Genomic DNA, 19,015 nt, shown 5'->3' on the forward strand with positions numbered 1-19,015 from the left:
GTCCTGGGTCCTGAGTACGGTCAGGGCCGCGGCCTGCGTCCGGTCAGCGCGCGGCGAGGAGTTCGAGCGTGTCGATCACTCGGTGGGAGAAGCCCCACTCGTTGTCGTACCAGGCGACGACCTTGACGTGGCGGCCGTCGACGCGGGTGAGGGCCGAGTCGAAGATCGACGAGGCCGGGTTGCCGGTGATGTCGGACGACACGAGCGCGTCCTCCGAGTACTCGAGCACGCCGGCGAGCGGTCCCTCGGCCGCGGTGCGGTACGCGGCCAGGATCTCGTCACGCGTCACCTCGCGGGCGACCGTCGTGTTGAGCTCGACGATCGAGCCGACCGGCACGGGCACCCGGATCGAGTCGCCGGACAGCTTGCCCTCGAGGTTCGGCAGCACCAGGCCGATCGCCTTGGCGGCGCCCGTCGTGGTCGGCACGATGTTGACCCCGGCGGCACGGGCGCGGCGCGGGTCGCGGTGCGGTCCGTCCTGCAGGTTCTGCTCCTGCGTGTAGGCGTGCACGGTCGTCATGAAGCCGTGCTCGATGCCGGCGAGGTCGTCGAGGACCGCGGCGAGCGGGGCGAGCGCGTTGGTCGTGCAGGAGGCGTTCGAGACGATCGTGTGCAGCTCGGGGTCGTAGGCGTCGGTGTTGACGCCGTACGCGAGGGTGACGTCGGCGCCGTCCGAGGGCGCGCTGACGAGCACCTTCCGCGCGCCCGCGTCGAGGTGGGCGCGGGCGGCCTTCGCCGAGGTGAAGCGGCCGGTCGCCTCCAGCACGATGTCGACGTCGAGCTCGGCCCAGGGCAGTTGCGCCGGTTCGCGCTCGGCGAGCACCTTGATGCGACGGCCGTCGACGACGAGGGTGGTGCCGTCGACGGTGACCGGGCGGCCCAGCCGGCCGGCCGTCGAGTCGAACGCGAGCAGCCGCGCGAGGGTCGCGGGCTCCGTGAGGTCGTTGACGGCGACGATCTCGAGGTCGCTGTCGCGTTCGAGGAGCGCGCGCAGCACGTTGCGTCCGATGCGGCCGAATCCGTTGATGGCGATGCGAGTCATGTGTGGTGTCCCTTCGGTTCGTCACCAGCCTCGCGCGGGGCGCCCGCCCGCGACCGGGGCGTGAGCGCCAGGGTTCGCAAGGATCTCGCCACCGGCGCGCTCCCCGGCCCGTACCCGGTCACTCGCCGTGTCACTCGCCCCGGGTGAAGGTGCGCCGGTACTCGCTCGGTGTGGTGCCGAGGATCTGCTGGAAGTGCGCCCGCAGGTTCGCGCCCGTGCCGAGTCCGACGTCGTTCGCGATCTGCTCGACGCCGCGCTCGGAGCGTTCCAGCAGCTCACGGGCCATGTCGATGCGGGCGCGCATGACCCACTGCATCGGCGTGTACCCGGTGTCCTCGGCGAAGCGCCGCGAGAAGGTGCGCTCCGAGACCGCCGCGTGCCGGGCCAGCGTCTCGAGGGTGAGGGGTTCGTCGAGCCGGTGCAGTGCCCATTCGCGGGTGGCGGCGAACCGCTCGCCCAGCGGCTCCGGCACGCTGCGCGGCACGTACTGGGCCTGGCCGCCGCTGCGGTAGGGGGCCGCGACCAGGCGCCGGGCCGCGTGGTTGGAGGCGGCCACCCCGAGGTCGCGGCGCAGGATGTGCAGGCACAGGTCGAGGCCGGAGGCGGCGCCGGCCGAGGTCAGCACACTGCCCTCGTCGACGAACAGGACGTTCTCGTCGACCTGGACGAGCGGGTGTTTCGCCGCCAGCGCCCGGGTGTAGTGCCAGTGCGTGGTGGCCCGTCGGCCGTCGAGCAGACCCGTGGCGGCGAGTGCGAAGGCCCCCGTCGAGATGGCGGCCAGCCGGGCGCCGCGGGCGTGGGCGGCGAGCAGCGCGTCGACGACGGCCTGCGGCGGGTCGTCGCGGTCGGGGAGACGGTAACCGGGCAGGAAGACGACGTCGGCCCATTCGAGGGCCTCCAGGCCGTGGGCCACGTGGTACGACAGTCCGTCGCCGCCGGTCACCAGTCCAGGTGCCGCGCCGCACATCCGCACCTCGTACGGCATGCTCGCGCGGGTCGTGAACACCTGCGCGGGGATGCCGACGTCGAGCGGCTTCGCGCCTTCGAGCACGAGGACGGCGACGCGTTGGAGGCGGGAGGACGACACCCGCAACAGGGTACGGCCCCACGCACCGCCGACCCGTTGCGACACATCGGCACCGAACTGTGGCCGGCCCGGAGCGGCGGACCGTATGCCCTGGACGCCCCAGCCCTCTTCACCGAGGACGTGAGGGTGACCACCTGTCAGGGACGGCCGCCCTCGCCTCCGTAACCACCGGAGGGAATACCGCCATTGGGCGGACGCGTTTGCTCCCGGCTCTGGCCCCGGTGCCCAACAGAGCGATATACAGGCCGAGTTGAAGGGCCGTCGGCTTCAAGGGGGAGGAACGCGATGCAGCGCGCCGTACGCACGGGGACACTGGTCGGGCGTCGCCGAAAGGGCGTCACTTTCCTTGCCGCGCTGGGAGGTTGTGCTCTGGTCGTTGCATCGGCCGTGCCCGCCGCGGCGCACGGTGCGGGCGGCGGAAGCCGGTACGTGGCGCTCGGCGACTCCTACACCTCCGGCCCGTACATCCCCCGGCAGGTCGACGCCAACTGCGCCCGCTCCGACCACAATTACCCGTCCATCGTGGCCGATCGGCTACGAACAGGCCTGTTCAAGGACGTCAGTTGCAGCGGGGCGACGACCGAGAACATGTGGAAGCCGCAGGGGACCAACGGCCCCCAGCTCGACGCGGTGAGCCGCAGCAGCAGCCTCGTGACCGTCCAGATCGGCGGCAACGACGTCGGCTTCAGCTCTGTCATCGGCACCTGCGTCCAACTGGCCCCGCAGGACCCGACCGGTAATCCGTGCCAGCGCCACTACAGCGCCTCGGGCGTCGACGGGCTCACGGTCGAGATCGCCAGAACCGCGCCCAAGGTCGCCCGGGTGCTCCAGGCCGTGCACGACAGGGCCCCGCACGCCCGGGTCCTCCTCGTCGGCTACCCGGACCTCCTGCCCGACGACGGCAGCGGCTGCGCGCCCTCGGTGCCGTTCGCGACGCGGGACTTCCCCTACCTCCGCGACACCGGCAAGCACCTCAACCTGATGCTCCGTCTGGTGGCACGCTGGAACCACGCCGAGTACGTCGACACCTACGGTCCGACCATCGGCCACGACATGTGCAAGCCCCCGGCCGAACGATGGATCGAACCGTTGCGGCCCGCCTCACCGGCCGCCCCCGCGCACCCCAACGCCAAGGGCGAGGAAGCGATGGCGCGAGTGGTGCTCCAACGCCTGACACACGGACGTTACGGCCACTGACCCCTCCCCCTCCCCCACCCCTGAGGCAGGGCAGGTTGTACGACGTCTGAGCGCACGTGACCAGCGGACGTGGCCAAGAGGGTTCCGCTCTCCGGATCGGGGCGGCCCAGCAGGCGGGCCCCCTCCCCGACGCCTGCTCGATGCCGCCCCATAAGGTCGGGGCATGGCAAGTGAATTCAGCGACGCGTTCCTCCTGGAGGCCGAACGGCATGCCGCCTGGGGCGCGGCGCAGCTCGACGCCCTGACCGCGTTCCTGCCCGAGGGGCCGTGGACCGCGGACCTGCCCTCCTGCACCTACCGCCAGGGGAACCTGGACCTGCGCGTGGCCGTGCTCGGCACCTACGACGCGGAAGAGCGGTCGTGGATGTGGGGCTGGGCGAACCCGGGCCTGCGAGGCACCGAGGTGGTCGCCCTGACCGGCGCGGTCGAGCGATACGGGCGGGCGCAGGGCATCAGGGAGCTCACCGAGGAAGTCGTGCCGCTGTCGGGCTTCGACGACCCGCGGCGGGCGGCGGAGCTGCTCGCCTTCACGGGCATGGGGGTGACCGGGGCGCCCGGCTACATCGGTGTCCCGGCGGGACCGGCCACGCAGGTGTACTTCCTGCCCGACGACGCGCGGGTTCCCCGGGCGGTTCTGGATCCGGTCGCGCTGCCCCGGACGCTGCTCGCCGGGGCGGGGCTGATCGGGCACTCGGCCCGGCAGGTCGTCCGCGGCTACTTCGATCACCACGGCGTGGCCCGGCGCGACGAAGGCGACGACCGGATCGTCGCCGAGTTCGCCGACGGCGGCGTGGTCGAGGTCGCCTTCGACGCCGTCGGCCGGATCGCGGGGATCGAAGCCAAGATCCTGCCCTGAGTGCGCGAAGCCCCGGATCTCGGCGTGGTACCACTGGTACCGTTGGCGGTATGTCGGAGCCCAAAGCCATGAACCTGCGTTTCCCCGACCCCGAGCAGCGGGCGGCCATCGCCGCCGCCGCGAAGCAGGAGGGGGTCAGCCTGCAGGAGTACATCCTCTCCGCCGCCTACGCCCGGGCGACCGCCGTCGAAGGGCGCTTCCTGGAGGGCTTCAAGGAGTCCATGGCCCGCAGCGGCGCGGCCTTCGCGGCCGAGCCCGGCGCCGCGGACCCCGGCGCCGAGGAGCGGGCGGCCGAGCGGGAAGCGCGGCGCGACCTCGAGAACCAGGAGCGAGGGCACGCCGCGTGACCCAGCCGGACCCGCTGGACGTCACATTCCTCCTGCACGCCGCCGAGCTCCTCGACGGTGATCCGCAGGTCGACGACTACGGGCCGCTGTACGCGGCGGTCGCGCGGGTCGAAGCCAGGGCGCTGGAGCACGACGTCTACGGATCTCTGCACCTCAAGGCGGGTGCCCTGCTCCAGACCCTGGCGAGACTGCCGTCCCTGGAGCACTCGAACGAGGCGTTCGCCTGGCACGCCACCGAGGCCTACCTGATCCTCAACGGCAGCAGGCTCGACTACCTGCCCAAGGCGGCCGTAGCGCTCGTGCGTGACGCCGCCTCCGGGGCGCTCGGTGTCGCCCGGATCGCCCGCCAACTGCGGGACTGGTCCGTCACCTGATCCCGCCCGTCCCTCCTGCCCCGCCCGGGCCGACTCGCCGCAGGCCTGTGGAGCCTCACCCGGTCGCGCGCCGGGGCTACCGTCGCCGGCATGAACCGTGAACGCCGAGGATGGCTCCCCTGTCTGCTCGGCGGAGCCGTGTTCGCCGTGTGCATGGCCGGCACCACACTCCCGACCCCCTTGTACGGCCTCTACCAGGAGAAGTTCGGGTTCTCCGAGCTGACGGTCACCGTCGTGTACGCGGTGTACGCCTTCGGAGTCATCGGCGTGCTGCTGCTGGCGGGCAACGCCTCGGACACCGTGGGCAGACGTCCGGTACTGCTGTGGGGCCTGGGTTGCGCGGCGGCGAGCGCGGTCGCCTTCCTGTGCGCGACCGGGCTGGGCTGGCTCTACGCGGGGCGGCTGCTGTCGGGGCTGTCCGCCGGTCTGTTCACCGGGGCCGCCACGGCGTACGTGATGGACCTGGCGCCGTCCGGCGGCGCCTCCCGGGCCACGTTCGTGGCAACGGCCGCCAACATGGGCGGGCTGGGCTGCGGACCGCTGCTCGCCGGACTGCTCGCGCAGTACGCCCCCTGGCCGCTGTACCTGCCGTTCGCCGTGCACCTCGCCCTCGTCGCCTGCTCGGCCGCGGTCGTGGTGTGGCTCCCGGAGACCGTGCGCGACCGGCGGCCGCTGAGCGCCGTACGGCCGCAGCGGCCCGGCCTGCCGCCCCAGGTGCGGGCGGTGTTCGGGCCGGCGGCGATCGCCTCGTTCGTGGGGTTCGCGCTGTTCGGGGTGTTCACCTCGGTCAGCCCCGCGTTCCTCGCGCAGTCCCTCGACGTGGACAACCACGCCGTGAGCGGTCTGGTCGTCGCGCTGGCCTTCTTCGCCTCCACCGCCGGGCAGTTGGCCGTGGGCCGGGTCGGGGTCGGACGGTCGTTGCCGCTGGGCTGCGGCGCGCTGCTGGCCGGGCTCGCGCTGCTCGCGGGCGCGCTGCGGTGGGATCTGCTGCCGCTGGTGGTGCTGAGCGCAATCGTCGGCGGGGCCGGGCAGGGGCTGACGTTCCGTGGGGCGCTGTCCGCGGTGGCCGAGGCGTCTCCCGCGGACGCGCGTGCGGCGGTGATCTCGACGCTGTTCGTGGTGGCCTACGCGGGCATCTCGGTACCGGTGATCGGTGTGGGCGTGCTGGTCGGTCCGCTCGGCCTGGAGGGTGCGGGGCTGGTGTTCATCGCCTGCATGGCCGTCCTCGTGTCGACCGCGGCCGCCTACCTGCTCCGGCGGCCGGTGCCGACGAGCACCTGAACACGTGTGGGCGCGGCGCACGCACGCTTGGCCGCACCCGTACGGGTGGGGTCGGTCCGCCGGCGAAGCGACCCGGGGCCGACCGGCGTTGTGCAGAGCCCATCCTCATCACCGGAAAGGTTTCTTCCATGCGACGTACCGCCCTCCTCACCGTCTGTGCCCTGGTCAGCGCCGCGGCAATGGGATTCTTCACCACCAGCGCCTTTCGCAGCCGCTGAGTCACGGACCGGGGCGGCCTTCCGGCCACCCCGGTCACCCCTGTCGCCCCGGCTCCGACCGGACGGCCTCGCCCGGGGCGGCACTGTGGCCGTCCCGGGCGAGGCCGGATGCAAAGAGGGTCGAAGAGTCCGGAGAGTTCGGCGAGTTCGGAGATTTACGAGGTGGTGAGGTAGGCCCTCTCGATCGTCTGGACCAGGGTGTTGCCGTCACGGTCGGTCAGTGCGGCGCGCAGTGAGACGGAGCCCGCCTTCGCCGGGTGCCGCAGTGACAGGTGCGTACCGCCGACGGCCTTGGCGGGCTGCCAGGTGGCGCCGTCGTCGTACGAGACCTGGAAGGCGAGCTTCGCGGGCTTCTGTCCGGCCGCCGCGCCCTTGATGCTGAACGGCACCTCGAAGTGCCGGCCCGCCTTCGCCGTGGAGGCGAGCGTCAGGTCCGGGGAGAAAGTGACCGTCGACAGCGGCAGCGCGGCGAAGCCGTCTTCGGGGGTGCTGGGAGTGGTGGCCGAGCGGAAGGTCCACTCCGCCTGGACGCGGGTGCTGACCGGGTAGACGGCGGGGTTGCGGGAGCTGTCCACGGTCAGCTTGTAAGCGGCGTCCCCGGCGGGGACGGTGTACTCGGTGAGGCCCAGGGTCGGCGGGGTCTCGTAGTTGTCGGTGATCTCCTTGCCGTCCGCGGTGAGCGTGGTCTTCACCGAGGTGGCGTCGGCCTCGCCCCAGTGCCCGGAGCCGTCGCCGAACAGCGGCACGTAGGCCCTGACGGTGTTGCCGAGCCGGGCGACACCCGGGAAGCCGCGGCCCGGTCCGAGCTCGTCGGGGCGGTTCAGCACCGGGCCGAACACGCCGACGTTGAACCGCTCGTGGTAGGTGCGGCCGGCCTTCCACGTCCTGGGCATGCGCATCAGGAAGTTCTCGAAGACCGAGTCGTGGCCCTCGCCCGAGACGGACCACATCCGGGCCGACCACTGCACGCCGTTGTCGAGGATGTACTCGGTGGTCCGCAGGGGCAGGTCACCGCGCATGTCGGTGTAGCTGCGCACCAGTTCACCGTCGGGTCCATGGGGTGAGACCTCGACCTGGACGCGCCGGCCCTCGACCGGTTCGCCCGCCTGGAAGTCGACCTTGGCGAGCTGCTTCCGCGCGACCTTGGCGGTGAAGCCGTCCAGGCCGGCCCGGTTCCAGCCCAGGTGGTAGTTGACCGGCCGGCCCTCCGCGTCCTGGCGGGTCCAGGTGCCGGCGTACAGGGAGTACAGCCCGTCGACGGGCTCTCCGGAGCCGAGCCGCCCGAACCGCGTGCCCTGGAAGGTCGGCAGCAGGTACTGGAGGAAGCCGTCGTTCAGGTTCTCGCCCCGCTCGAAGCCGATCGCGACCGACGCGTCGGTGGCCTCGGCCGCCGCGTCCGGCACGGTGATGTCGACCGGCTTCGCCTGCCGGGCGTCGACGGTGACGGTCCTGTCCCCGTCCAGCCGCAGCTTGGGCTCGACCAGCACGGCGTGCTTGTCGGACTCGATGCCCGGGTGGATCACGCCGCTGAGGATGTAGTCGCCCTTGGGCAGCCGGACCGTCAGTTCGCCGTCCTGCTCGTCGGCGTAGTCCTCGTAGAAGTCGCCGACGAAGCCCGCGACGGAGGTGACGGCGTCGCCGGTCGGCGCGCCGCTCTCGTCGAGGTGCTTCAGCGTCAGGCTGTACGACTCCACCTCCCGCTCCACGCCGACGGCCGTCCGCACCTGGACCTTGCCGTCGGCGGAGACGGCGGCCACCGACCCGCCGAAGCTGCCGTCGGCGGTGCCGGCGCGGGTGTCGGCCGTGACCTCGGCGCTCGCCTCGCCGCCCGCCGGGACGGTGATCCGCTGCGGGGAGACGGTGAACATGCCCTCGGCGGCGGGCTTGCCGTCCACCGCGTAGGCGTCGGCGGAGAGGTCGAGGGTGACCGGCTCCGTGCCGAGGTTCTGGTAGGTGAGCTGCTTGGTGACGGGCGTGTCGTCGTCGTGCGGCCACTGCTGCTCGCCGAAGCCGATCGACTGCTGCTCGGCGACGACGCTCTGGTCCAGCGCCCGGACCAGGTCCGTGCGACCGGTGCCCTGCTGGTAGGAGCTGTACGTCCCCGGCTTCGCGGACGCGGTGAGGACGGACTTGAGGCGCTCGCCGGTCCAGTCCGGGTGCTCCTGGGCGAGGATGGCGGCGGCGCCGGCGACATGCGGGGTCGCCATGGACGTACCGTCCAGGGTGAGGTAGCCCGGGGTGTCGGAGGGGTACGCGCCCTCCAGGACGCTGCCGGCCGCCGCGGCGGCCATGATGGCGACACCGGGCGCGGTCAGGTCGGGCTTGACGCCGCTGTCGCCGACGCGCGGGCCACGGCTGGAGAACTCGGCGAGCTTGTCGGACTTGTCGACCGCGCCGACGGTGAGCGCGGCGTCGGCGCTGCCGGGCGAACCGACGCTCCCCTCCCCGAACTCGCCCTCGTTGCCGGACGCGATCACGAACAGCGTGTCGGACGCGGCGGAGAGCCGGTTGACCGCCTCCTCCAGCGGGTCGACACCGGGCGTGTCCGTGCCGCCGAGGCTGAGGTTGGCGACGTCGGCGCCCTGCGCCACCGCCCACTCCATGCCCGCGATGATCCCGGAGTCGAAGCCGCCGCCGTTGTCGTCGAGGACTTTGCCGTTCAGGAGCTTCGCGCCCGGGGCGACGCCCTTGTACTTGCCGCCGGACCTGGCGCCCGAGCCGGCGGTGATCGACGCCACGTGCGTGCCGTGGCCGAACCTGTCGCCGGTGCTGCCGGAGTCGGAGAAGTCCTGCGCCTCGATCACCCGCCCGGTCAGGTCGGGGTGGGAGGTGTCGACTCCGGTGTCCAGCACGGCGATCTTGGTGCCGGTGCCGTCGTAACCGGCGGCCCAGGCCGTGGGCGCGCCGATCTGCGGCACGCTCTTGTCGAGGCTCGCCTTGCGCCTGCCGTCCAGCCAGACCTTCTCAACGGCCGTGGAGCCGGTGAACTCCGTACCGCCACCCGCGCTGTCGGTCACGGCGTTCCAGAAGTCGGCGGCCCGCTTCTTGACGGGGCGTATCGCCTTGCCGTTGACGACGGGCAGAGACCGGCCCATCTTGGCCCCCGCCCCGGTGAACGGGGTCATCGAGGGGGCCTTCTTGCCCTTGAACGTGACGATCAGCGGTACGTCGGTGCGGCCCGCGTCGTCGTAGCCGTCCGCCGCCAACTGGGTCACGTCGAACAGCCGGACGTCCAGCTTGCCCTGCGCGATCAGCAACTCCGCGTCGGCGGGCACCACTTGGGTGTGGTCGCCGACCGTGCGGATCGAGAACGTACCCCGTTCCCGGCCCTTCGCCCGCTCGACGCCGGCCACCTTTCCGGCGCGGTCCAGCAGGACCCGGTCGCCGGTGACCAGCGTCACCGTCCGCACGGCGGCGGCGGCACGGGAGCCTCCGTCGGCCGAGTCGCCGGGCGGCGCGGCTTGGGCCGTCCCACCCGGAAGCCCGGCCAGCACCAGGGCCGTGAGAGCCGTTCCTGCCGCCGCGGATCCATGTCTGCGTCTTGCGCGTAACACCATCTGCCTGAACTCCTGAAGATCGGAGGGGGAAGCGACGGTCGTTCACGGTGTTACCGCCATGTGATCGGACCTGGCCCAATGGGCAACGAATCGATAACGCCGGACGGCGGAAGGCTTGGGCGGATGCGCGGACGGGCGGGCTCCGGGAACGGCCGCCGCAGTCCGCCGGGCGGCGTCCGGCAGACCGGCGCCCCTCAACGCCGAACACCAGCGGACGCGTTGAGGGGCGTGACGGTCCGGTCCCCATCGTGGAACGCAGGAAGGGCGTCAAGAAGGGCGTGCGGCGCGGTGCCGGGCACGGGACCGGCACGATCGGGCCGCCCGGCAGGAGTCCGCCGCCGAGCAGCAGCTACGGCAGGCACGCCAGGAGCTCGGGCGAGCCGACCGCGAACGGAGCGAAGCCGAGGAACGGCTTCGGGTGACCGCCGACGCCGTTGCCCGGGCCGAGCAGGCGGCCAAGGACGCTGCGCGGGAGGTGGAACGCTCCCGGCGGGCGTGATCGTGAACGGCTTCGACCTCGCGGGTGCCCCGCCTGGTGAGGGGCGGCCGGTGGTGCGACGCTGGAGGCAGGAGGGGCGGCCGACCAGGGACAACAAGCCGGGAGGGCCGATGGGACGCGATGTCCCGGCGCTGGTCTTCACCCGCGAGGACCGCCGCCGGTACCGGACCAAGATGCAGGAGTGCCTCGATGTGTTCGCGCAGATGCTGCGCGAGTCGCGGTTCGAGTCCGAGCGGCCCCAGGTGGGCCTGGAGATCGAGCTGAACCTGGTCGACGAGGCGGCCGAGCCGGCGATGCGCAACAACGACGTCCTCGACGCGATCGCGGACCCCGTCTGGTCCACCGAGCTGGGTCGTTTCAACCTCGAGATCAACGTCCCGCCCCGCCGTCTGACGCAGGGCGGCCCCGACGCCTGGGAGTCCGAGATCCGCGCCGCGCTCAACCACGCCGAACAGCGCGCCGGCTCGGTCGGCACCCGTCTGATCATGGTGGGCATCCTGCCCACCCTGCGGCAGGAGGACGTCGGCGAGGGCGCGCTGTCGGAGAACGCCCGCTACCGGCTGCTCAACGACCAGGTGTTCGCGGCACGCGGCGAGGATCTGCGCATCGAACTGGACGGCGTCGACCGGCTGCGGACCTACGCGGACACGATCACCCCGGAGGCCGCCTGCACCAGCACCCAGTTCCATCTCCAGGTCTCCCCCGACGAGTTCGCCGCCTACTGGAACGCGGCGCAGGCGATCGCCGGGGTCCAGGTGGCGCTGGCGGCCAACTCGCCCTTCCTGTTCGGCAGGGAGTTGTGGCACGAGACGCGCATCCCCCTGTTCGAGCAGGCCACCGACACCCGCCCGCAGGAGATCAAGGTGCAGGGAGTACGGCCCCGGGTGTGGTTCGGGGAGCGGTGGATCACCAGCGTCTTCGACCTCTTCGAGGAGAACCTGCGCTACTTCCCCGCGCTGCTGCCGCTGTGCGACGAGCAGGACCCGCGCCAGACGCTGGCACGCGGGGACGTCCCCGAACTGGCCGAGCTGACCCTGCACAACGGCACGATCTACCGCTGGAACCGGCCGGTCTACGCCGTCGCCCACGACCAGCCGCACGTGCGGGTGGAGAACCGCTGTCTGCCGGCCGGTCCGACCGTCGCCGACACCCTCGCCAACGGCGCCTTCTACTACGGTCTCACCCGCGCCCTGGTGGAGGAGGAGCGGCCGGTGTGGTCACGGATGTCCTTCCAGGCCGCCGAGGACAACCTGCACACGGCCGCGCGGCACGGCATCGAGGCCCGGCTGTACTGGCCCGGGACGGGCGAGGTGCCGGTGCCCGAACTCGTCCTGCGGCGGCTGCTGCCGCTGGCGCACCGGGGGCTGGAGCTCTCGGGCATGGACGCGGCCTGGCGGGAGCCGCTGCTCGGCATCATCGAGCAGCGCTGTGTCACCGGCCGCAACGGGGCGGTCTGGCAGAAGGAGATGTTCCACCACATCATCGCCTCCGCGCACGCCGGCCGCCACGAGGCGCTGCGGCGGATGACGCGCCTCTACATCGACTACATGCACCTCAACGCCCCTGCCCACACCTGGCCGGTCGACTGACCGGCCTCGGCCCCGGCGCCGGTCGCGGACCCGGCCCCGCCCCTGGTCGCGGGCCGACACGGTACCCACTGTGCGGCACCGCTCCGGGGACCGTGCAGGATAGGGGTATGACGATCAAGGTCTACTTCGACATCACCATCAACGACGAGCCCGCCGGGCGCATCAACTTCAACCTGTACGACGACGTCGTGCCCAAGACGGCGGAGAACTTCCGCGCGCTGGCCACCGGCGAGAAGGGCTTCGGCTACGCCGGCTCGTCCTTCCACCGGGTCATCCCCGCCTTCATGCTCCAGGGCGGCGACTTCACCCGCGGCGACGGCACCGGCGGCAAGAGCATCTACGGCGAGAAGTTCGCCGACGAGAACTTCACCCTCAAGCACACCCGGCCAGGACTGCTGTCCATGGCCAACGCGGGCCGGAACACGAACGGCTCGCAGTTCTTCGTCACCACGATCGTGACGGACTGGCTGGACGGCAAGCACGTGGTGTTCGGCGAGGTCGCCGACGACGACAGCATGGCCCTCGTCAAGAAGATCGAGGCGCTCGGTTCACGCGACGGCAGGACGTCGGCGAAGATCACCATCGCGGAGTCCGGCCAGCTCTGACCTCAGTCCGGTCGGCCCCGACCGCGCACTGAACCGCCCGCACGCCGGCCGGGGGACCACCCCGGCCGGCTGCGCGGTGCCTCGGCGTCGCAATGCCTTCGCAGTCGCAATGCCTTCGGCGTCGCGGTCGGGGGCGGGGCGCTGTTAGCTTGCGGGCGTGAGGTCGGCGGCGGCCGCCGACCTCGTCGTACCGCCCGACCGGGACGAGCTGGCAGCCGACCGTCTCATCCGGCGTCGAGGTGGTCGGCGACGAGGGCGGCGAACTCGTCGGGGGTGGTGAGGCGGATGCCGAGGGTCTCGGCCTTGGCTCGCTTGGAGCCGGCGCCCTCTCCGGCGACGACCAGGGTGGTCTTCTTGGAGACGCTGGAGGAGGCGCGGCCACCGGCCCGTTCGACGAGCTCGTTCATCTGGTTGCGGCTGAGTCTCTCCAGCGGTCCGGTCATCGCGCCGGTGACCACCACCGCCATGCCGGCCAGCGGCCCGGCCGCCGCATCCGTGACCTCCCCGCCGTCGGCGGGGTCTGCGGGGCCGGCCTTCGGCGCGGGCGGGGTGGCGCCGGGCTCGGTCATGTTCACGCCGGCCGCGGCGAGTCTGTCGATGAGCGGGGCGAGTTCGGCGAGTTCGGCGACGATGGACGGGGCCTTCTCGACGCCGATGCCCTCGACCTGCTGGATCGTCTCGGCGTCGGCGGCGCGGAGGTTGTCCATGGTGGCGAAGTAGCGGGCGATGCGGCGGGACATGGAGCGGCCGGTGCCGCGGACGCCGAGCGCGCACAGCACCCTCGACAGCGGCTGTGCCTTGGCCGTGGCGAGCGCGGCGAGGAGGTTGTCGGTGCTGGTCTCCCCCATCCGCTCGAGCCCCAGGAGCTGGTCGCGGGTGAGGGCGAACAGGTCGGCGAGGTCCGTGACGAGGCCTGCGTCGACCAGTTGGACGACGCGGGTGTGACCGAGGCCTTCGATGTCGAGCTGGTCGCGTCCGGCGGCGTAGGAGAGGGAGGCGACGAGGTGGCAGTTGCGGCCGTTGGTGCAGCGCCAGCGCTGCTCGCTGGTGTCGATGCCCGACCCGCACCGCGGGCACGCCTCGGGGAAGACGATGGGCTGTTCCTCGCCGGTGCGCAGGTGGGCGACGGGGGCTTCGACGCGGGGGATGACGTCGCCGGCCCGGTGGACCATGACCGGGTCGCCGAGGCGCAGGTCGCGGCGGGTGATGTCGGCCGGGTTGTGGAGGGTGGCGTAGGTGATGGTGGAGCCGTCGATCTCCACCGGCTCCAGGACGGCCCGGGGAGCGATGATGCCGGTGCGGCCCACGTTCCACTCCACCGCCAGCAGCCGGGTGATCTTCTCCACGGCCCGCAGCTTGAAGGCGATCGCCCAGCGCGGGGCCCGCGAACCCGAGCCCGCGGCCCGCTGGTCCGCCGCCAGGTCGGCCTTGATGACGATCCCGTCGATCCCGAACGGCAGCGAGGCGCGCAGTGCGGCGATCTCGGCCACGCGGTCCAAAACCCTTTCCACGGTGTCGGCGGTGCTGCCGGGCGCAGCGGTGGTGGCGGTGGTGTTCACCCCGTACGCCACGGCCCGCGCCATGAGGTCGCTGTGCGCGCACTCCCCCAGCTCCTCGCCCCGGACCAAATCGGTATTGGTATTGGTATTGGTATTGGTATTGGTATTGGGATCGGTATTGGTGTCGGTGTTCGTGCCGGTGTCGGTATCGGTGAGGGGCAGCAGGCCGTAGGCGAAGAACGTCATCGGTACCGTGTAGGCGCGCTCCCTGGCCCGCAGGGTGCCCGCCGCCGCGTTGCGCGGGTTCGCGAACGGCGCGCCGCCGTGCGCGGTGCGGACCTCGTTGGCGTGCTCGAACTGGGCGGTCGTCATGAGGACTTCGCCGCGCACCTCCACGGTGACCGGTTCCGCCAGTTCGTCGGGCAGGCCCTCGATGGTGCCGATGGCGTGCGAGACGTCCTCCCCGGCCGTCCCGTCGCCCCGCGTGATCAGCCGCGTCAGACGGCCGCGGGTGTAGCGGGCCGCGACCGCCAGACCGTCGAGCTTCGGCTCCACGCTGAACCGGGTGACGTCGTGACCGATGCGCCGGGCGAGCGACGCGGACCACGCGGTGAACTCCTCCGGCGAGAACACGTTGTCGAGGCTCAGCATCGCCACCGTGTGCGGGACGTCGCCCTGGACCGCGCCACCGGCCACCTTGCCCGTCGGGGAACCTGTCAGCACCTGCTCCGGGTGCTCGGCCTCCCACGTCGCGATGGCGCGCACCAGACGGTCGTACGCGTCGTCGTCCAGCACCGACGTGCCCGCCGCGTAGTAGGCGGCCGACGCCTTCACCGCGTCCTCGATCGCCTGCGCGTAGGCGACGGCATCAACAATCACTGCACCGGTTGTCGTCATGCGTCACATCCTGCCTCCCACCACTGACAACGCCCTGCGGACGGCGTCGGCGCAGCACGTCGCGCAGCAGTCCGGCGTTCTTCACCAGCCGGCTCGATCCGGTGCGCTCGGCGACCGCCACCACCTCGGGGATCTCGCCCTTGGTGCCGCAGCCCGAGGCGCAGGTGACGGCGAGGAGAGGAGCGCGCCCGCGCCCCGGAGCGGTGTGTCGCGCAGGATGCCGGGGAGGGCGGCCGAAAGGACGGACCACACGGTGGCATGGGCGCCCGTATCGGCCGCGATGCGCAGTGCGTCGTGCACGCGGTTCGCCTCCAGCCACTGGGCGCGCGTCAGCACCTCGATCTGTCGTCCGAGCAGTCCGCCCGTCCAACTGGCCCCGTGCGGCGAGCACCAGCAGGGCGTCCATCGCCGCGTCGGGGTCGATCCTCAGGTCGCCGCGGCCTCCGGGGTGACCTGGCACCCCAGATCCGCGGCACAGCGCGCGGTGACCTCCTCCGTGGTCCTCCCGTGCCAGCTCTCCCGCATCGCTTCACGAAGGGCCGCCACGTCCTCGGCGCACACGGCACGCTGCTCGGGCGTCAGCGTGCCCAGTTCCCGGACCACCGCGGCTGGTCGTGCCCCCTCCAACTCATCCCTGCCGACCGTCAGTTGCAGAGGATCCCATCCGCCGAGGCGGGCGCGGACACCGCTGCGTACGGCCGACGGATGTAACGAGTTGGTGCGTGATGGTGGGTGAGGCGTCGTTGCGGCTCCGTCACGGGTGGCGGTCCGCCCCGAGCGTCTTGGGGTCTTCGACCCGGGCCACGCGCTCCTCTACGCCAGCAAGGTGGAACTCCCGGCGGACCAACGCGACCTGCTGACGGTCACGTCGTGACCGTCTCCGCTTGACCATTTCCTCCTGGGGACCTCCGTGGTGTGGGTCGCGCACGTCACGACGCGCGAAAAACGGCGAGACGACGGAGAATGAAAGAGGCAAAGAGGCGATGCCTGAGGCCCGGATTTCCCGGGCGCCATGTCGCCCCGCTCATTCCTTCTCCTTCTTCGCTCCAGCTTGCTTCGGCTCATGACATCCGCTGCGCGATTTTTCTGGCAATGCCTGACCACCGTGCTGGTGAGCATCGCGATCGGGTGGGCCCCGACGGCGTTCTGGGCGCCGGCCGCGGTGGCGAAGCAGGAGCCGATCACCCTCAGCCCGTCCGAGGGGCCGCCGGGAACTCCCGTCTACATAGCTTTCGACAGCTGCACCAGGCCCAGCCCCGATCCTGACGATTCGCCTGACGGCCCTTCCCCCTCCCCCTCCCCCTCCCCCTCCCCCTCCCCAACGGACGACGACGGTGAGTTCAAGCCACCAGCGGCTTGGACAGCGGCGGGAGTCCGGGCCGGCGTCATTACCGGCATCTACTGGGACGGGAAGCTCCTCGGCCCCGGAGACACCTTCAATGTCCCGGACGACGCCGACGTCGGCTCTCACCCCGTCGGGGCGTTCTGCAGCAACGGGAAGTACGGCAGCGCGACGTTCACGGTCACACCGACCCATGACTGGGATCCCGACATCGTGCTGGATCCCACCAGTGGCTCTTCGGGGACATCCGTCACGGTCACAGGTTCGGGATTCACATGCTCAGAGGTGAGTGTGTCGTGGGACGGCGGCAACGCGCTCATTACCGGGGCCGGGGTCTCGGCCGACGGAGACTTCGAAGGCGACTTCGACGTGCCGGAGGGTTCGTCCGTGACAACGCACACCGTACGGGCCGCCTGCACGCAGTACGCCGACACGTACTACGCCGACGCCGATTTCACGGTGACGGAAACGGAATCGAACGGCACCACCACCGGTGACTCGAACAACGGCGGAACGGAGAACGGCGGAACCGACGGAGAGACGAACGGAACCGGTATCGGTACGACCGATGGCGGCGGTGGGGATACGGGGATCCCCATCGGATGGGTGGTCGGGCCTTCCGTGTGCGGGGCCTTGCTGCTCCTGGCCCTCCTGTTCTCCCTGGTGAACCACCAACAACGCGGACCGCGCTGGGTCCGCGACCACATCAACACGGCACTGCGCTCCGGGTCCGGAACGGTCGAGCTGCGCGAGCGTCGTGACGGCAGTTCGGCGAACCGCACCGTACGGCTCGAACCCCACCCGGACCCGGGCGACCAGCACTTCCACTGAAGACCTGCTCAAGACCTCTGTCGAGGTGAAGCCATGACCATGACCGCTCCGGCCGAACCGTTCACAGTCCGTGCCTTCCTGCTCGGCCCGGAGTGCCCCGACACGGCCGACGCCCTCACCCGCCCGCTGCACGGCGGCGGCGCGGCCAGCGGTCTCCTCCGCGGTACGCGCCCCTTGACGCCTGCGGCCGATCAGGCCGTCGAACACGAACTGGCGGGCTCCATCGACTCCTTCCTCTCCCTCGACGTCTTCGACGTGGCGGCCGGTGGCTGGCGCAGACACGCCGCCCTTACCGAGGCCGCGCAGCGCACGCGGGCCACCCCGGGCAGCGAGGAGGTGGTCGCGCTGGCGAGCCACGAGATCACGTCCAACCACCGCCCCTACATCGACGTCTTCCTGGACGGCACCAAGGTCGGCACCCTCGACGTCTGGCTCGAGCTTCTCTTCCGGATCAGCGGACTCGTCGCCGTCGTACGCGACGCGCACATGGTCGCCGTACGCAGTGGGCAGTGTGTGCTGGAGGCACGTCTCAGCGTCCAGCAGATCCTGCTGGCGGAGCGGCAGGGCCGACTCGACCTTCCCGGCATCTGGCACCTGCACACCCCGCTGCCCCTGCTACGGGACCAGCTCCCGCCACCTCCACCACCGCCACCTCCACCACCGCCAGTCCCGCCGTCATCCGTGCAGCCGACCCAGGTTCTCCATCGGCCCCAGCACATCGACGGCCCCTATCCGGGACCCTGAGACGACAGCGCCGCGTCAGGGACAGCCGGCGCGGCAGATCGATCTCGGCCAGTACGGTCTTGCCGGGCGGGTTCCGTTCCAACACATCCCAGCGGCCGACGAGCGCGTCGACGATCTGCCGGCACTCGGGACAGGCTGCCGATCACACCAAGTCGGGCTGCCCTGCCAGGTGATACCGCCGGGCCCCCGTCCCGTCGTCCCGGATCAGCGTTCCGGACGGCGTCCCACCCGGTCAACTCGCCGTCGGCGCACCGGTCTCGGTCAACTGCCGCAGGACAGTGAGGAATTCGGGCTACCCTCCCCCCGGTCGGGCTTGGCTTGTGCCCGATCGCGCCACACTGAGGCGTGAAAACGGTGCAACCTTTGGGCCAATCAGTTTGTCTCAGTTGATATCCGACACACCTGTCCTTCGGGGGAGATCATGGTACGAAGCAGGACCATCTGGGCCACCGCCGCGCTCCTGACCGCCACGTTGGGTGCGGCCGCGGTCCCGGCCAACGCCGCGCCGGTCACCGCGACCCGCACCGCTGCCGCCTGTGCCACCGGCTGGGGCAGCCTGGACAAGACGTACTTCGCCGGCACGTCGACACCGCTGACGAACGTCAGGACCGGCCGTCACGACTGCTACGACCGGTTCGTCATCGACGTCCCCGGTGCGGGCAGCGGCGAACTCGGCTTCTCGGTCGGGTACGTCGACGAGCTCTACCAGGACGGCTCCGGCCGCCCCATCCACGTCGGCGGCGGCGCCATCCTGGAGGTGCGGGTGAACGCGCCCTCCTACGACCCCGAGACCGGCACCCCCACCTACCCCGGACGGGTCGCGCAACCGCTGCCGGGCGTGAACCTCACCGGGTACCGCACCTTCCAGGACACCCGGTACGCCGGGAGCTTCGAGGGTGTCACGCAGTTCGGGCTCGGCGTGCGCGCACGTCTGCCCTTCCAGGTGCAGCGCCTGGCCGACCACCTCGTGGTGGACGTCGCACACACCTGGTGACATCCACGGGCCTCTCTCGGATGCGCGGCGCACCCGCGCCCGTGCTCGCCTTGACT

At 71.5% G+C, this 19,015-nt stretch carries 16 protein-coding genes; 11 read left to right on the top strand and 5 right to left on the bottom strand.

Annotated elements, in window-relative coordinates:
• Positions 1–43 precede the first annotated feature (43 nt).
• Both gap and OG352_RS00845 read right to left on the bottom strand, forming a co-directional pair.
• The gene (gap, locus tag OG352_RS00840; RefSeq protein ID WP_329213229.1) at positions 44–1,042 is read right to left on the bottom strand and encodes a type I glyceraldehyde-3-phosphate dehydrogenase; all 999 of its coding nucleotides are present in this window, start codon (positions 1,040–1,042) and stop codon (positions 44–46) included.
• Between the two features lie 130 nt (positions 1,043–1,172).
• On the bottom strand, positions 1,173–2,129 hold the full coding sequence (locus OG352_RS00845; RefSeq protein WP_329213231.1) for a GlxA family transcriptional regulator: 957 nt from the start codon (positions 2,127–2,129) through the stop codon (positions 1,173–1,175).
• A 285-nt stretch (positions 2,130–2,414) separates the two neighbouring features.
• On the opposite strand from OG352_RS00845, the gene OG352_RS00850 reads away from it, so the two are divergent.
• From OG352_RS00850 to OG352_RS00870, 5 genes are all read left to right on the top strand, one after another.
• Positions 2,415–3,326, top strand: coding sequence for an SGNH/GDSL hydrolase family protein (locus OG352_RS00850; RefSeq protein ID WP_329213233.1), 912 nt, complete (start codon positions 2,415–2,417; stop codon positions 3,324–3,326).
• 163 nt (positions 3,327–3,489) lie between these two features.
• Positions 3,490–4,182, top strand: a complete 693-nt coding sequence (locus OG352_RS00855) for a DUF6882 domain-containing protein (RefSeq protein WP_329213235.1) — start codon at positions 3,490–3,492, stop codon at positions 4,180–4,182.
• Positions 4,183–4,232: 50 nt separating this feature from the next.
• Positions 4,233–4,529 (top strand): type II toxin -antitoxin system TacA 1-like antitoxin, encoded by a 297-nt coding sequence (locus OG352_RS00860; protein WP_329213237.1) that lies wholly within the window; start codon positions 4,233–4,235, stop codon positions 4,527–4,529.
• Positions 4,526–4,903, top strand: coding sequence for a fic family toxin-antitoxin system, toxin component (locus OG352_RS00865; protein ID WP_329213239.1), 378 nt, complete (start codon positions 4,526–4,528; stop codon positions 4,901–4,903). Before OG352_RS00860 ends, OG352_RS00865 begins: the two co-directional genes overlap by 4 nt.
• A 90-nt stretch (positions 4,904–4,993) precedes the next feature.
• Positions 4,994–6,184 carry an MFS transporter gene (locus tag OG352_RS00870; RefSeq protein ID WP_329213241.1) on the top strand — a complete coding sequence of 397 codons (1,191 nt, stop codon included), beginning with the start codon at positions 4,994–4,996 and terminating at the stop codon, positions 6,182–6,184.
• Between the two features lie 373 nt (positions 6,185–6,557).
• Here the strand turns inward: OG352_RS00870 and OG352_RS00875 are convergent, their stop codons facing one another.
• The gene (locus OG352_RS00875) at positions 6,558–9,959 is read right to left on the bottom strand and encodes a S8 family serine peptidase (RefSeq protein WP_329213243.1); all 3,402 of its coding nucleotides are present in this window, start codon (positions 9,957–9,959) and stop codon (positions 6,558–6,560) included.
• Positions 9,960–10,207: 248 nt separating this feature from the next.
• Here OG352_RS00875 and OG352_RS00880 point away from each other — a divergent pair, with 248 nt between their 5' ends.
• From OG352_RS00880 to OG352_RS00890, 3 genes are all read left to right on the top strand, one after another.
• Positions 10,208–10,381 carry a hypothetical protein gene (locus OG352_RS00880; RefSeq protein WP_329213245.1) on the top strand — a complete coding sequence of 58 codons (174 nt, stop codon included), beginning with the start codon at positions 10,208–10,210 and terminating at the stop codon, positions 10,379–10,381.
• A gap of 187 nt (positions 10,382–10,568) precedes the next feature.
• The gene (locus tag OG352_RS00885; protein ID WP_329213247.1) at positions 10,569–12,047 is read left to right on the top strand and encodes a glutamate-cysteine ligase family protein; all 1,479 of its coding nucleotides are present in this window, start codon (positions 10,569–10,571) and stop codon (positions 12,045–12,047) included.
• A 107-nt stretch (positions 12,048–12,154) separates the two neighbouring features.
• Positions 12,155–12,652: a peptidylprolyl isomerase gene (locus tag OG352_RS00890; protein ID WP_329213249.1), complete on the top strand. Its 498-nt coding sequence runs from the start codon at positions 12,155–12,157 to the stop codon at positions 12,650–12,652.
• A 224-nt stretch (positions 12,653–12,876) separates the two neighbouring features.
• On the opposite strand, the gene ligA is transcribed toward OG352_RS00890, so the two are convergent.
• Together ligA and OG352_RS00900 are read right to left on the bottom strand one after the other, a co-directional pair.
• Positions 12,877–15,048 (bottom strand): NAD-dependent DNA ligase LigA, encoded by a 2,172-nt coding sequence (gene ligA / locus OG352_RS00895; RefSeq protein WP_329213251.1) that lies wholly within the window; start codon positions 15,046–15,048, stop codon positions 12,877–12,879.
• A gap of 426 nt (positions 15,049–15,474) precedes the next feature.
• Positions 15,475–15,651, bottom strand: a complete 177-nt coding sequence (locus tag OG352_RS00900) for a hypothetical protein (RefSeq protein WP_329213253.1) — start codon at positions 15,649–15,651, stop codon at positions 15,475–15,477.
• A gap of 1,024 nt (positions 15,652–16,675) precedes the next feature.
• On the opposite strand from OG352_RS00900, the gene OG352_RS00905 reads away from it, so the two are divergent.
• From OG352_RS00905 to OG352_RS00915, 3 genes are all read left to right on the top strand, one after another.
• Positions 16,676–17,221 (top strand): hypothetical protein, encoded by a 546-nt coding sequence (locus tag OG352_RS00905; RefSeq protein ID WP_329213254.1) that lies wholly within the window; start codon positions 16,676–16,678, stop codon positions 17,219–17,221.
• Positions 17,222–17,254: 33 nt separating this feature from the next.
• Positions 17,255–17,965 (top strand): hypothetical protein, encoded by a 711-nt coding sequence (locus tag OG352_RS00910; RefSeq protein WP_329213256.1) that lies wholly within the window; start codon positions 17,255–17,257, stop codon positions 17,963–17,965.
• A 421-nt stretch (positions 17,966–18,386) separates the two neighbouring features.
• Positions 18,387–18,959 (top strand): AMIN-like domain-containing (lipo)protein, encoded by a 573-nt coding sequence (locus OG352_RS00915; protein ID WP_329213258.1) that lies wholly within the window; start codon positions 18,387–18,389, stop codon positions 18,957–18,959.
• Positions 18,960–19,015 lie beyond the last annotated feature (56 nt).

Source organism: Streptomyces sp. NBC_01485, assembly GCF_036227125.1.
Lineage (GTDB): Bacteria > Actinomycetota > Actinomycetes > Streptomycetales > Streptomycetaceae > Streptomyces.